Genomic DNA, 14,800 nt, shown 5'->3' on the forward strand with positions numbered 1-14,800 from the left:
ATCAGGTTCAGGAGTTGGTTTTTTCTTAATATTCTTTATCTATTTCATTATCGCTTTACCAATCTTGATTTTGGTCGCTGTTTTTATTAAAGAGTTTCGACAAAAGCTATTAATATTTTCCTCTACCTTATCCCTTTTATTTTTACCATCATTATACAAAGAAGTGAGATTCACCGTAGAAAATAATATTTGGGGGAATGCACAATTAAATGGGGCAATTTGGTTGTTTTTCTCGATTACATTATTGATCATACTTTTAATTTATTTCGTTCTAAGGAAATATAGTTTCTTTAGATTTTTATGATGGTTTTTTTGTTCTGATTGTTTGTGTGAATAGCCTAGCCACGATTTTTCTTTTTTCAACCTAAAACTAAAAGGGCATCAAGCCCTTTTAGTTTATTAGAAAATAATCTTCAAATTAGAAGTTATATTCCATACCTAAACCAATAGTTGTTTTCTTATCATCTTTCACTAACCAATCACGTTTTTGTTGGCCAACTACGCCATAGAAACGTGCTTGTTTGTTGATTTGATAGTCTGCACCAAGACCATAAAGATCTTGTTTACGATCATCACGACCATTTGATTCTGTTGTTGCAGAGATATACTGCGCTTTTAACTTGATCGGTGTAGAAGGGATCTTGTACGCTGCAGTTACGCCATACGCATCTTCTTGTAAACCTTTATATGATGTTACATCAGAACCGCTTGTTGTTGTAACAGTGTCATCTGTTGGTTGAGCTGTTTGCCATAAAGCACCCAATACAAACCCATCAAGACCTAACTTAGTGAAATCAAGTGAACCAGTTACACGGATTGCATCGGTATAGATACCAGATAAGCTATAAGCACCATATTTAGATGCGATACCGTAGTTACCTGCTACCGCAGCAGCAAAGCCGTAGTCTTTATTCTCATAAGTGATCGAAGTAGAAACGCCGTCACCAAAACCATCACGACTACCTTTATAACCATTAGCTGCATTTTCTTTAGCAGAAGATTCTTCACCTTGTTGGAACATGATGTTGAAAGCCAAGCCGCCTAACAATTTTTTATCAGTTTCAAAGCCGATCACATTTTTTAAACGATCTTCACCAGCCAAAATAGCGGTCATATCAAGTTCGTTGTGATCGTTATAGATATCTTGGTTATTGCCCGCTGCAGTTTTGAAGTAAGAGTCGTATTGACCAACTTTTAATGTACCCACGCCATCTGATTTAAGACCAATAAAGCGGTTACGGTTAGTAAAAGATTGATCACCGTCACCATCTGCATTGATTTGCCATTCAATTAAGTAAACTGCTGAAAGATTGTCTGTTAATTTTTCTTCACCCTTGATACCGATACGAGAAGCGTTTGAATTTACTTTTGTTACGCTTTCGTCTTTAAAGCCATTCTTATCGATTTGATCGAGCGTCACATTGAGCTTACCATACAATGTTGGTGCTGCTTGCGCTGCATTCATGGCTAATGTTGCTACAGTAGCAGCAAGAAGCAATTTTTTCATTGAGATTTCTCCAAAACACTTTTTTGTAAATGGCAGTTGCCTTAGTTACTGTTATAAGTTTGCTCGTGTACAAAAAGTTACATAGCTCACTAACTTGTATGCAGTATCGACAAACTTTGTTACAGAGAAGTGAAAGAAAAATGACAGTTTGGTGACGATTTATATGGAATGATAATTTTGTTTCTTATTGATTTTTATATAATTACAAAAACAAAAAAACGGAGTCATTGCTCCGTTTAAGATATTTCCAAAGATTAAAGTGCTGCTTTGATCTTTTCAGCGAGTGCCTGAATCTTATCTTGATCACCCATTTGCACCGCATGACGTCCTAACTCATGGACAGAACTCGGAATTAAATGGAAGTGCACATGTGGAACAGTTTGTCCAGCAGAAGCACCTGAAAGCTGCATAAGCACTATCCCTTTGGCATCGAGTGCCTTTTCCATGGCTTGAGCAACTTTTTGAACGATTTGAATCGTATAGGCAGCTGCATCGGCAGGGAGATCGAGTAAGGTAACTGCTGGTGTCTTAGGGATAACTAAGGTATGACCATCGGCTTGAGGCATGATATCCATAAACGCAAGAACTTGCTCATCTTCATAAATTTTAATCGCGGGTAATTCACCACGAAGAATTCTTGCGAAAATATTTTGGTCATCGTATGCCATGCTTAGTCCTTTAATTTAAATCATAGATGTTGGAATGTCCCTCGATGTTTGCAAAGAGGGGCGAAGAAATATTACTTACAATTCAGTTCTTTTTGACGCGCTTTGATTTCATCTAAACGTTGCTGTTCTTTGTCAGAAAACTTTGGCTTAGTGGTATGACAGTTCTCATTACCATACTTGGCTTTAGCATCTGCATCTTTAAAGCAGAAGCCTTTAGATGCATAGATCAGGTTATAGTTATCTTGTAACTTTTTACATTCTTGTTCCGATGCCGAAGCTTGCATGCTGAAACCTGTAAGGGTCATTAACGTAGCAAAAGCGGCAACTGTAAACTTATTCATGAGGCGTTCCTCTCGTTATGAGCAAGCACTGCGTTGAGCGCAGCGCAAGTACTAATATAAGGTGTATAGATGAAATTTCAATGAAACTGTATTATTTGAATGTAATTTTACTCCATATTCTATCCTTAATTATATAGAAAAACTATAGATATCAATGGTTTTATTAAAATCAAACATACAGAAGAAAATTATCAGCATTTTTATAAGGTTTTATACTCATTCTTTTAAACTTTATTAGCGCGTTATTCTGAAAACAATGACAGATATCCTTACTCGGTAACTCTACCATTGAAGTTTTGCGTTAAGAATATAATTCACAAAGAGCTGCTAGACGTGTACACAATAATACCGCCCCCATTTAAATTTATCTTTAAGTGGGGTTTGTTTTTAAACACATTGATGGCTAATAAACTACATAAAAAGCATCTTTTACTTAGCTTAACGAAACAGTATTTGAGCTATGTTGTGTCATTTGTTCAAAGTACTGTACCGCAGGTGAGCGGGCCATATATGCTAAAGCTTGTACAGTATCACCTTCATGGATCGGATTAAATTTTGGAGATACCCAACGTAAAGTCGCTTTCCATAGATATTTAATAGTCGGAAGGTTGTCTGTTTTGGTAGCCGTTTTTTCAAATTCACGAATAAAAGCAAAGAATCCACGACGCATTAATTTCTGAATGTCTTGATGTTCTAAATCCTGTTTCCCAAGACTGCGAGCGAAATCTGCAAGGAAGTAAATGAACAGTGGAAAAATTGCCATCATAATGACCTGACGAGAAACATAGAAACCTAACTTGTTTGTTAATAGATGTTCAAATAAGTCATAAGCGACACAGCGATGTTCAACCTCTTCAGCAAGATGCCAACGGAATAAATCGGTCATAGCAGGGTCTGCTTTATCCCAAGACTTGCTATCAAGCGTCCATTGCCCAATGGTACCTGTAAAGTGCTCAATTGCAGCAATCACACCTACACGAAACAGTAACCAATATTCATCAAGTTTCTCACCTTTTAAAAAAGGGATACCTAATGGTTTATCGCCTAATAGGATGTTGAAAACAAGGTGAGCACGGTTTAACGGATCTTGTATGTCGTAGCCATTTTCCCTGAGAAAATCTTGTGCCTTTTCATGAGCACGGGCATGGGCTGCTTCTTGGCGGACAAATCCGATAACTTCTTCTTTTAATTTAGCATCAGTAATATATGGGATGGCTTTATTAAATACTCGACAGAACCAAAACTCACCTGCAGGTAAGAGCATATTTATACCATTGGCTATGTGCGAGCAGAGAGGATCGTTCGGCATCCAACATACGGACGATTCAGAAAAATCGAAATATACTTTTCTTGCTTTAATTTGATGATTTTCTGTGATCATACATGTCACCCAAGATGAAATTGCGAATTAAATTGACTGAGTAATTTTTAACATTGAGTAAATTAGATCACCATGTTCTGATGGGACAAAAATGCACATTAAAGAGGTTTTAAGGACAAGATTAGATTCTAAAAGCAATTTTTCTTATATGTTTGAGTGTTTAAGTCTTTACTATTGTTAAGGTGTGGATGTTGAAAATTAGCTATTCATATTGTTTAACATGCGAATTGAACAACGGATTTATGAGTCCGCTGTTCTAAGCAGCGATAAAGTCAGGCATTATCATGTGCTTTCTAATGACTTTGGTTTTACCATTTGATAAATTATGTGAATTAAATAACAAATGGTTCATAAAATGAAATACTTCATAATACTAGCAATAATTTCAACTTTTATCTCAGTCAGTACTTTTGCAAGAGAAACCAACTCAATGCGTTCATCCTATGAGCTTGTTAGCGTAGGGGATAGTGAAAGCGATTTACTCAGAAAAATGGGGAAATCCTATCCAAGATATTTCAAACATAGAGATGGTCGATATTCCTGTAGTGCAACAGAATATGTCTATGAGATTGATATGCAGACCTATACCGTTTGGGTCTGTAATGGAAAGATATTTAAAATTGATGTGAATAATAAATAATTGAGATCTAAAATAAAAATTATTCTTACTTTTACATATTGCCATTATTTAACCTTAAATATAGTATGGATTTATAAATATATATAGAAACTATAATTAAGGGGTTAAATCATGGAAGAGTTTATTTCAAAATTAAAATCACATATCGAGCATGTTAAACGTGTTGGCGGTCACTGTACTACAGAGGAGACGACCAAACAGGCTTTAATTTTACCATTACTAGATATATTGGGATTTAGTCCTTATGATCCTACAAAAGTTTTGGCAGAGTTTGCGGCAGACTTTCCAGGTGTAAAAGCGACTGAACGTGTTGACTATGCTCTTTATTGTAATGGACAGCCAGTGATGTTTATTGAGGCTAAACCTTATGTTGCAGATTTGACAAACCACGCACCACAACTTTCTCGTTATTTTAATAGCAGTTTAGGCGTAACGATAGGCGCTATTACAAATGGCAAAGAGTGGCGGTTTTTTACCGATTTAATAAATACGAATGTAATGGATGAAAAACCTTTTTTAACCATTGATTTCACAAAAACTAAACCAGAAGATTTAATTCAGCTTGCAGAATTTAAACATGATAACTTCCATGCTGAAAAATTAAGATTTTTTGCTGAGGAAAATCAATATATTCAGCAGTTTAAAACAGTTATTAAACGAAGTATTAATGAAGTTGATATTGATTTTGTTCGGTATGTTGCTCAACAAGCAAGTATCCAACGCCAATTAAATACTAAGTTTTTAGAAACCATACAACCTTTCGTAAAACAAGCGGTTCAGCAAGCAATAAGTGATACTGTAGTCAAAGGCTTATCATCGCCTACAGTTATCACAGCTCAACCTATTGAGCCGACCAAAACAGCAGAAGAAGCATTGGTAAACGTTAAAGTTGAAGAGCCTGATTTTATTGTTAATCCAGATAATCATAAAATTATTACAACTAAAGAAGAACAAGAACTTTATCGTATTGTTGCTGAACTGTTCCCTGAAGTTGAATTAGAATCAAAAGACACTGAAAGCTATTATTCAGTCCTATATCAAGGTAAGAACAATCGTTGGTTATTCAGATATGATGTAAATCGTAAACGGCATACCATACAGTTTATTGTGCCAATGGATGATTCGCGTAGGAAAGAATTAGAACGTGCTGGACTAGAGGTTCAAAGTAATGGTCAAATCTTCTTAGAAAAACCTGAACATATTTATCGTATGGTTGGAATTTTAAGAGACAGCCTTGAGCACTGTCGGAATGATGATAATTTTAAGCGCTCTGCAAGCTAAGCTGGTACGAATAAAAAAACCATTCGGGCTTAATGGTTTTTTTATTTACGCTCATAATTTCTAAAACCAGCGCTTTCTAGTTTAATCCTATTCCAGCGTGATTTTGCTCCAAGACTCATACATTTTTACAGCAGCAGAGAAATCACTATTCGGTTCAGCAGTCAAACTTGCAGCTTGAATCAAACTTTGCGTTAAAGCGAGTATAGGCGCTGGTAGTTTTGCTTGATGAACCAAATCCAAAGCAATCCCTGTATCTTTAGCCAGTAAAGGTAGAGCAAAGGTCACAGGGAACTCACGGCTCAAAACACGCTGTGGAAAGATATTCTCCGTGACTAAACTTTTACCGCTAGAAGCATTAATACAATTAAGCGCTGCATCCAAATTGACACCATGCGCTTTGAGTGTAGAAAAACCTTCCGCAACTGACCACAAATTCACGGCGAGTAACATATTATTAATCGCTTTCACCGCAAAACCAGCACCTGAATCACCCACGTGTTGAATCAATTTCCCAACCGCAGCCATCGCAGGGTATGCACGTTCAAAAGCGTCAACATTTCCACCCACCATAACCGTCAAGGTTGCATTTTCAGCGCCAACGGTTTGACCGCTGACAGGTGCATCTAAAAAATCAACATTTTGAAGTTTAAGTTTTTCTGCAAGACGCTGAGCTGCCTCAGGAACACCGCTGGTGCAATCAATCCAAATCGCCCCAGATTTGATTTGAATACCGTCTATTAAGCTTTCAACATCATTACTCGTCGGTAAACAAGAAAAAATAATATCTGCTTGTACAGCCTGAGACAACTCAGCAGCGATAGTTCCATATTCTGTTGCGTGCTGTTCAGCCTTAGTAAAATTGCGATTCCAGACCAAGACTTGATCGAAATTTTTTGGCAAATGTGCCGCCATGCGGTAGCCCATCGCGCCTAAACCGATAAATGCAACAGATTGAATCATCGCTTATTCCTTCATTGGAGTTGAACGTTCAGCTAACCAAGTGGTGAATGTCGGCCAAAACTCGATTGAACTGTTTTGACTAGACATTAAACCTAAGTGCCCGCCAGGTATAAGAGTAAACGTGACATCTTGACTATTTGTCAACTGGGTCAGCGGAAATGCTGACTCGGAAGTAACAAGTTGATCTGACTTTCCAGCACCCACCAGTAAAGAACAATCAATATTTTTTAGTTCAATGGTTTTATCTTGGAGTGTGATCGCGCCATTTTTTAAGGGATTTTGTAGCCAGACATTAAAAAGCATGTCTTGATTCACACCACCCGGATAATCAATCATATTGTTTAAGAAGTGGCTCAGCGTTGCATCTTCTTGGACTAATTTAAGATTATCTAAATTTTTTAATAATTGAATATTGCCATCGATCCAACCTTTGGGATCAAGCAACTTAAAACCGAGGGAATTTAAGAAACCCGGTGAATGGATCATCAATTTAGGGAGTCGATTGTAGACATAGTCTTTGATTGTGGCATTGCGTGTGGTGATCGATGCCAAGGTTTTATACAGTTTGCCGATATAGCCTGAGGCATAACTGTCAATTGGGCTGCCTAGAACAATTAGGTTTTTCACCACACTAGGTTGATGCTGTGCGGTATAAAGCGTGACAAATACTCCCGCCATACTCCATCCATGCAAAGAAATTTTATCTGAGTTTGAATGTTGCTGAATCGCATCAATACATTTGGGAATAAATTTATCAATAAAAGATAGGAAATCAACACGATAGTTTTTATAGGTGAGCTTACCCCAGTCAATTAAATAAACATCAAATCCAGCTTCTTGAAAATGTTTTACTAAAGATCGATAGGGATATAAGTCGTAAATATCCATATTGATCGCTAGAGGAGCAACAAAGACAAGAGGTTCTTTAAAACGTTTGTTCTCTGAGGCGTAAAAGCGGACACGTGTTTGTTTAAACTGAGCAATCACTTGATAGGGGGTAGATTGAGATAACACCAGTTTGTCTGCTTCAAATATGCGCATTGCGAGGTGTTTAAAATTTACTTTTTGTAGTTCCACAAGTGATTTCATCTTTTAAAGTCTCATCATGAGTAAAGATTGCGCGAAGTCTAAGCGATAATTTCATCTTATACCTTGACCTTAAATACCCTAGGCGATCAAAATGTTGGCATATATAGATAGGATTTGATAATCCCTTTATGAAAAGCTTTTTTATAAAGGGGGATTAGGACCATTGATCATAAGGCATATAAAACCATGAATCCAAGCGATGATTTAGAATATCAACTTGAAACACTCGCCATTCGTACGGGACATAATCGTACTTTTGAAGGTGAACATAGTGAGCCTATTTTTTTAACGTCATCGTTTGTTTGTGAAAGCGCCGCTGATGCTGCTGCTAAATTTTCTGGGCAAATTGCAGGAAATACCTATTCACGTTATACCAACCCAACTGTACAAGCTTTTGAAAAGCGTTTAGCCGTACTTGATGGTGCAGAGCGTGCGGTTGCAACCAGTTCAGGCATGGCGGCTGTACATGCCATCTGTATGGCGTATCTGAAAGCAGGCGATCATGTGATTTGTTCACGTGCTGTTTTTGGTTCGATTATTGCCTTGTTTGAAAAATATGTTGCTAAATTTGCGGTTGAAGTGACTTTTGTCGATCTAGGAGATCTTGACGGCTGGAAACAGGCGATTCAACCAAATACACGTTTACTGTTTATTGAAACGCCGTCTAATCCATTGGCTCAAGTGGGTGATATGCAAGCCATCGCTGATATTGCCCATGCGCATGGTGCATTGTTTGCGGTTGATAACTGTTTCTGCACACCAGTTTTACAACAACCGATTAAGTTTGGTGCTGATTTGATTGTATATTCAGCAACTAAATATATTGATGGCCAAGGTCGAGCTTTAGGCGGTGCAGTGGTGGGGAAACATGATTTACTTGAAGAAGTGAATGGTGTTATTCGTACTTTAGGCAATTCAATGAGCCCGTTTAATGCGTGGATTTTCCTTAAAGGTTTAGAAACGCTCAGTATTCGTATGAAAGCACATTGTGAAAGTGCTCAAAAGCTAGCTGAATGGTTACACCAACACGATAAAGTTGAAAAAGTATACTATGCGGGTTTACCTGATCATCCGGGTCATGAACTTGCGAAAAGACAGCAAAAAGGTTTTGGTGGAGTCGTATCATTTGTTGTGAGAGGTGAACGCCAAGGTGCTTGGACTGTGATTGATAATACTCGGTTTTTATCTATTACCAGTAATTTGGGTGATGTAAAGTCGACAATCACGCATCCAGCAACCACCTCGCATGGTAGAATGTCGGCTGAGGCCAAACAAGCTGCAGGAATTGAAGAAGGTTTAATTCGTGTTTCTGTAGGCTTAGAAGATATTGATGATATTATTCGCGATATATCACGTGGTTTAGGTTTAATTTAACGAGAGAGACTTATGAACATTAATATGCTCATGCAGCAAGCTCAACGCATGCAAAAAGACATGGAAGTGAATCTTAAAAAAGCGAAAGAAGAGCTTGCAAATACCGAGGTTCATGCTGAAGCGGGTGGTGGCTTGGTTAAAGTGACCATGACTTGCCGCAATGTCGTTAAGCGTATCGAAATCAGCCCAGAACTGTTGCAAGACGAAGCTGACATTATTGAAGATTTGATTGTTGTTGCAATCAATGATGCAGCGCGTCAAGTTGAAGCTATTTCTGAACAGAAGCTACAAGGCGCAAATACAGGCATGGGTTTACCACCGGGCTTATCAGGTTTGTTCTAATTTAAATTTAATCCTTCCTCTAAGCTCCCTTTGTCATAAGGGGAGCTTTCCCATAAATGGCAATAATTGATTTTTGGGATTTCTCTATGCGATGCAATTCAAGTATCGTAAGAACGAGAGATGAGGAGGACTCTCCTAAGAAGTATCAATTTTTATGTTTAGCGAACGATTTGAACAGTTGGTTCATGCATTACGTATTTTGCCGAGTGTTGGTCCGAAATCAGCCCAACGTATGGCATTACATTTATTAATGAAAAATCGTGAAGGTGCATTTGCTTTATCTTATGCTTTGCATGAAGCATCCAGTCATATTCATGAATGTCATATTTGCCACTCTTTAACTGAAAATGAAATCTGTGATATTTGTGCTTCAGTTGAACGAGACGAGCAACTGTTATGTGTGGTTGAATCCCCAGCAGATGTGATGGCAATCGAGCAAAGTGGTAGTTTTCGGGGCAAGTATCATGTATTGGGCGGGCATTTGTCGCCTTTAGATGGTATTGGTCCAGAAGAAATCGGCATTCCATATCTGATCCAACGGTTAAGCGAAGGCAAAATCCAAGAAGTAATTTTGGCCACCAACGCAACGGTTGAAGGTCAGGCTACAGCACATTATTTGGTAGAAGCAACCAAACACTTACCACTTCATATGACTCGGATCGCACAAGGCGTACCACAAGGTGGCGAGTTGGAATATGTGGATAGTCATACTTTGAGTCAGGCAGTACATAATCGGATGCGGATGAAATAGCAGATTCATGCTATTTTCTTATATTTATTTTAAATTCATGTTGTTAATTTAAACAAATAATTAACTTTTACATTTTGTCTAACATTATTCTAGATCTATTTGCTGGAATCTATGGCACTATTGGCGGGCGAAAAGGATTTTCGTTTTTTGATTAAAGGGAATAGGAGTAATTTCATGTTGTGTATGTGGAATACTGATTAATTTTTTACATTTAATCTCGCATGTACGATGACTGTATTTAACAGTTTAGTCGCCAATGGTTCTTTTATTATTGTATTTGAGCAAATATGTTTCAATTTATCCAACAGCAAAACGATTTAGCTGTTCTCCTCTCCCAAATGGAACAATGTTCCACCTATGCACTTGATACTGAGTTTATTAAGGTCGATACCTTATATCCAAAACTTGGGGTCTGCCAAATCAATCTAAATGGACATGTTTCCTTATTGGATGGGGCAGCACTGGACTTATCGCATTTTTGGCAAAAAGTATTTAACGCACAACAAAATATTTTCCATGCGTGTAGTGAAGATATTGATCTGATCTATCACTATGCTGATCAGAAACCTTTAAAGAATATTTTTGATACTCAAGTGGCCATGGCATTTCTTGGACATGGGCTTCAAGTGAGTTATCAGAATGCGCTCAAAACTTGCTTAAATATTGATATAGAAAAAGATCAAACCCGCTCAGATTGGTTGGCTAGACCGCTCACTGAAAAGCAGATGTGTTATGCGGCAAATGATGTGCTGTATTTGGTAAAGCTTGCAGATGCTTTAAAAAATGATCTACAACGTAAAGGTCAGTACCAATATGTTCTTGAGGATTGTCAAAACTTAACCAAAGAAATTGCAATGGAAACACCACTTCCAGAGCTTTATACCAATATTGGTAATTATCGTCATACACGCCGTGAGCTGATGCAGTTACAACAATTGAGTATTTGGCGAGATCAAATTACCAAAGCAATGAACCAGCCGCGTAGCTTTATTCTGAAAAATACCACCATGCTCGACTTGGTAGAAAAGAACCCACACAATAATTTTCAACTGGCTCAGATCAAAGAAATACGACCGAATGTAGTGCGTGAGCATGGTCGAACGATTTTAGATTTGTTGAAATTTTTACCGCCAGAAGATGATTGGCCATTAAAAATGGCTCGACCAGTAAAAAGTAATTCTAAAGAAGTCGCGCCTAAAGTAGATGCGCTGATCGAAGATATTGTCATTCAAACTGGAATACCAAAAGAAGTCTTGCTGCGTAAAAAATGGCTGAATGCCATTTATGAGCATGTGGTTTTTCATTTGCCTGAGCAAGAGTTACCAAGCTATTTACTTGGGTGGCGTTATGATGTTCTCACAGAACCATTGATTGCACTATTGCAGCAGGACACTGAATATTTAGCCACACAAATGAAAATTTCTAGATAAACAAGGTAGTCAAAAAATCGACTGTTGCGTTAACATTCATTAATGTACCTGTGTTTTTTTTCATGTATGCTGTTTATGGTCTGTTGAGATAACATCGAGACCAACGGCCCCTAAGATTGTTAAGAGTTGTGAGTAAACATGCACTGCGATATTTATAGATCGAGCAAAAAAGACGAAATGTATATGTATATTGCTCGTCCAAACCATTCTGATGACAAGGAACTCGAAAATCCATTTGAAGGTGTTCCTGAAACAGTTCTACAAGCATTTGGTAAAGCAACTTTTGTGATGCATTTAGAACTTCATCCTGAACGTAAACTTGCACGTGTAAATGTGCTTCATGTTTTAGACTCATTACAGACCAAAGGCTTTTTTATGCAGATGCCGCCTGAGGGATTAATCAATCCAAATGCGGTAGAACCAGAGGGTTTGCGTGGTGCTTGAAACTTTAACTGCAATATGGGCAAACATTCTTTCGGTACTTGATCAATTTCCTGAAGAGAATGTTGCAATCATTGTTTATGTTACTGGGACACTCATTGCATTGTGGTGTTGGTATCGTTTGATGACACGCTTACCAACCCCAATTGGTGGAATCCTATGGATTGTTGCCTTTGCGATTCTTGCAACACCCACGATTTCAGAAGGTCCTAATTCAGCATTAGCGCCTGCCATTTTTGGTTTGATTTTTGGTGTGCTCACCAAAGAACATGTTTTAATCTGGTCGAACTTATCATTGATTTTATTCGTCATTGGTACTGGTCTATTGATTGGCTTTTGCTGGTCAAAATACACGGCAAATAAAACTGCACGTTCAGTTTAGATATACATCCACACATTGTTAAAGATAGAAAAATAAGGTTTTAAAAATGTCTGCTGATACACAACACTTCGCTGGTACAGATCAATATATTGCAACTGATAGCCTGAAACTTGCAGTAAAAGCTGCGCGTGCGCTACAAAAACCGTTATTGGTAAAAGGCGAGCCAGGCACAGGTAAAACATTACTTGCTGAACAGGTTGCAGAAAGTCTGGGTTTAAAGCTCATTACTTGGCATATCAAATCAACGACCAAAGCGCAGCAAGGTTTGTATGAATATGATGCAGTGTCACGACTGCGTGATAGCCAGTTAGGTGATGATCGTGTCTACGACATTAAAAACTATATTAAACCGGGTAAATTGTGGGAAGCGTTTACCAGTGAAGAACGTTGTGTGTTGTTGATTGATGAAATCGACAAAGCAGATATCGAGTTCCCAAATGATTTATTACATGAACTCGACAAAATGTCGTTTTATGTATATGAAACAGGTGAGACTGTCACCGCGATACAGCGTCCGATCGTGATTATTACTTCGAATAATGAGAAAGAATTGCCTGATGCATTCTTGCGCCGTTGTTTCTTCCATTATATTGAATTCCCTGATGAAGCAACCATGCGTGACATTATCGCGGTTCATTTTCCAAGTATCTCGAATACCTTGGTCAGTGAGGCTTTGCAAGTCTTCTTTAAGTTACGTCAAGTACCAAACCTAAAGAAACCGCCGTCAACCTCAGAACTTATTGATTGGTTAAGTCTATTAATGGCAGATGATATGCCTGAAGATGTATTGCGTAACCATGATAAATCTAAAGCGATTCCTCCGCTTTATGGTGCTTTGATTAAAAATGAACAAGATGTACAACTCCTTGAACGTTTAGCCTTTATGTCACGCCGTTAAGAGTGTTTATCAATGTTTGTTCGATTGTTTTACACTTTACGCAAATATGGTGTGCCAGTCACAACACGTGAACTGATTGATCTCAATCAGGCGGTTGCATCAGGGCTTGTGTTTGCTGATCAAGAACAGTTCTATCAACTGGCTAAAACTGTTTTAGTTAAAGATGAACGCTTCTTTGATAAGTTTGATCGTGCCATGAAAGATTATTTCGATGGCATTGAAACTTTCGATCTAGATGAATTGCTTAAACAAGTTCATAAGCTGCCCAAAGATTGGTTTGATCTGGAGCTATTAGAGAAGCATCTGACTCCTGAACAACGTGCCGAATTACAAAAAGCAGGTTCGCTTGAAGAACTGATGAAGATGTTGGAAGAACGTCTACGTGAGCAACATAAGAAGCACCAAGGCGGGAATCGCATGGTGGGAACAGGCGGAACTTCACCTTTTGGTGCTTTTGGTGATCATCCTGAAGGTGTGCGTATCGGTGGACCAGGGCGCAAACGCTCAGCAGTCAAGGTCTGGGAACAACGTAAGTACCAAAATCTAGATGATGATCAAGTCTTGGGAACACGCCAAATGCAAATCGCCTTGCGCCGTTTACGTAAGTTTGCGCGTCAAGGTGCTGCTGAAGAGCTGGATGTTGATGGTACGATTCGAGAAACAGCAAAACAGGGCATTTTAGATGTACAGCTTGTTCCTGAACGTCGTAATCGCATCAAAGTACTGATGTTATTTGATGTCGGTGGTTCAATGGATGCTCACATTGCTGAATGTGAAAAACTGTTTAGTGCCGCGAAGTCCGAATTCAAAACCTTAGAATATTTTTATTTCCATAACTGTCTATATGATTATGTCTGGAAAGATAATCATCGCCGTAGCTCAACACGGATGAATACGTGGGATCTATTCCATACCTATGGACGTGACTATCGTGTCATCGTTGTAGGTGATGCGAGTATGGCACCATACGAGTTAAAGTCTGCTGGTGGCTCAGTCGAATACATGAATGAAGAAGCAGGCGAAGTCTGGTTAAGACGATTGCGTCAACACTTTGATAAAACAGCATGGCTCAATCCTGAATTGGAAGGTTATTGGCATTACACCCAAACGATTCAATGGATTAAAGAGACTTTTGAAAATCACATGTATCCGATGACTTTGAAAGGCATCGAAGATCTGACGAGATATTTGTCACGTTAAAAATTTAAATAAATACGATATAAAACCGTTTCTTTGATTTGAAGCGGTTTTTTCTTGTTAAATAAGCCTCAAGCGGGTTAGAAACTTGTTAAAGCGTTGCTTTGCTTTTCTTGGC

The 14,800-nt window shown here is 38.2% G+C and carries 16 protein-coding genes; 10 read left to right on the forward strand and 6 right to left on the reverse strand.

Annotation, left to right across the window (positions count from 1 at the left end):
- Nucleotides 1–418 precede the first annotated feature (418 nt).
- The 4 genes from MMO38_RS02460 to MMO38_RS02475 form a co-directional block, all read right to left on the reverse strand.
- Nucleotides 419–1,507, reverse strand: a complete 1,089-nt coding sequence (locus MMO38_RS02460) for a porin (protein ID WP_241322411.1) — start codon at nt 1,505–1,507, stop codon at nt 419–421.
- A 254-nt stretch (nt 1,508–1,761) separates the two neighbouring features.
- Nucleotides 1,762–2,175, reverse strand: coding sequence for an HIT family protein (locus MMO38_RS02465; protein WP_004671044.1), 414 nt, complete (start codon nt 2,173–2,175; stop codon nt 1,762–1,764).
- Nucleotides 2,176–2,246: 71 nt separating this feature from the next.
- Complete coding sequence (locus MMO38_RS02470; protein ID WP_005197015.1) at nt 2,247–2,516, reverse strand: YARHG domain-containing protein; 270 nt, start codon at nt 2,514–2,516, stop codon at nt 2,247–2,249.
- A gap of 433 nt (nt 2,517–2,949) precedes the next feature.
- Nucleotides 2,950–3,897: a metal-dependent hydrolase gene (locus MMO38_RS02475; RefSeq protein ID WP_241322412.1), complete on the reverse strand. Its 948-nt coding sequence runs from the start codon at nt 3,895–3,897 to the stop codon at nt 2,950–2,952.
- A gap of 355 nt (nt 3,898–4,252) precedes the next feature.
- Between MMO38_RS02475 and MMO38_RS02480 the strand changes: the two genes are divergently transcribed.
- Complete coding sequence (locus tag MMO38_RS02480) at nt 4,253–4,537, forward strand: hypothetical protein (RefSeq protein WP_241322413.1); 285 nt, start codon at nt 4,253–4,255, stop codon at nt 4,535–4,537.
- Between the two features lie 111 nt (nt 4,538–4,648).
- The gene (locus MMO38_RS02485) at nt 4,649–5,818 is read left to right on the forward strand and encodes a type I restriction endonuclease (protein ID WP_241322414.1); all 1,170 of its coding nucleotides are present in this window, start codon (nt 4,649–4,651) and stop codon (nt 5,816–5,818) included.
- Nucleotides 5,819–5,905: 87 nt separating this feature from the next.
- Here MMO38_RS02485 and MMO38_RS02490 read toward each other — a convergent pair whose 3' ends face one another.
- Nucleotides 5,906–6,778 (reverse strand): NAD(P)-dependent oxidoreductase, encoded by an 873-nt coding sequence (locus tag MMO38_RS02490; RefSeq protein WP_241322415.1) that lies wholly within the window; start codon nt 6,776–6,778, stop codon nt 5,906–5,908.
- Between the two features lie 3 nt (nt 6,779–6,781).
- Nucleotides 6,782–7,867 (reverse strand): alpha/beta fold hydrolase, encoded by a 1,086-nt coding sequence (locus tag MMO38_RS02495; RefSeq protein WP_241322416.1) that lies wholly within the window; start codon nt 7,865–7,867, stop codon nt 6,782–6,784.
- Between the two features lie 186 nt (nt 7,868–8,053).
- On the opposite strand from MMO38_RS02495, the gene MMO38_RS02500 reads away from it, so the two are divergent.
- The 8 genes from MMO38_RS02500 (at nt 8,054) to MMO38_RS02535 (ending at nt 14,685) form a co-directional block, all read left to right on the forward strand.
- Nucleotides 8,054–9,241, forward strand: coding sequence for an O-succinylhomoserine sulfhydrylase (locus MMO38_RS02500; RefSeq protein ID WP_241322417.1), 1,188 nt, complete (start codon nt 8,054–8,056; stop codon nt 9,239–9,241).
- Nucleotides 9,242–9,253: 12 nt separating this feature from the next.
- On the forward strand, nt 9,254–9,583 hold the full coding sequence (locus MMO38_RS02505; RefSeq protein ID WP_004671056.1) for a YbaB/EbfC family nucleoid-associated protein: 330 nt from the start codon (nt 9,254–9,256) through the stop codon (nt 9,581–9,583).
- A 154-nt stretch (nt 9,584–9,737) separates the two neighbouring features.
- Nucleotides 9,738–10,334 (forward strand): recombination mediator RecR, encoded by a 597-nt coding sequence (gene recR, locus MMO38_RS02510; RefSeq protein ID WP_004671058.1) that lies wholly within the window; start codon nt 9,738–9,740, stop codon nt 10,332–10,334.
- 287 nt (nt 10,335–10,621) lie between these two features.
- Entirely contained in the window at nt 10,622–11,764 is a 1,143-nt protein-coding gene (locus tag MMO38_RS02515; protein WP_241322418.1) for an HRDC domain-containing protein, read from the forward strand.
- A gap of 138 nt (nt 11,765–11,902) precedes the next feature.
- Nucleotides 11,903–12,208: a YcgL domain-containing protein gene (locus tag MMO38_RS02520; protein ID WP_005196992.1), complete on the forward strand. Its 306-nt coding sequence runs from the start codon at nt 11,903–11,905 to the stop codon at nt 12,206–12,208.
- Nucleotides 12,201–12,587, forward strand: coding sequence for a hypothetical protein (locus MMO38_RS02525; RefSeq protein ID WP_034595024.1), 387 nt, complete (start codon nt 12,201–12,203; stop codon nt 12,585–12,587). The genes MMO38_RS02520 and MMO38_RS02525 overlap by 8 nt, the downstream gene beginning before the upstream one ends.
- Before the next feature lie 46 nt (nt 12,588–12,633).
- Nucleotides 12,634–13,485, forward strand: coding sequence for a MoxR family ATPase (locus MMO38_RS02530; protein ID WP_005196988.1), 852 nt, complete (start codon nt 12,634–12,636; stop codon nt 13,483–13,485).
- Nucleotides 13,486–13,497: 12 nt separating this feature from the next.
- Nucleotides 13,498–14,685 (forward strand): VWA domain-containing protein, encoded by a 1,188-nt coding sequence (locus MMO38_RS02535; protein WP_005196985.1) that lies wholly within the window; start codon nt 13,498–13,500, stop codon nt 14,683–14,685.
- The last annotated feature ends 115 nt before the right edge of the window (nt 14,686–14,800 follow it).

The organism is Acinetobacter sp. NIPH 1852 (genome assembly GCF_022549455.1).
GTDB lineage: Bacteria > Pseudomonadota > Gammaproteobacteria > Pseudomonadales > Moraxellaceae > Acinetobacter.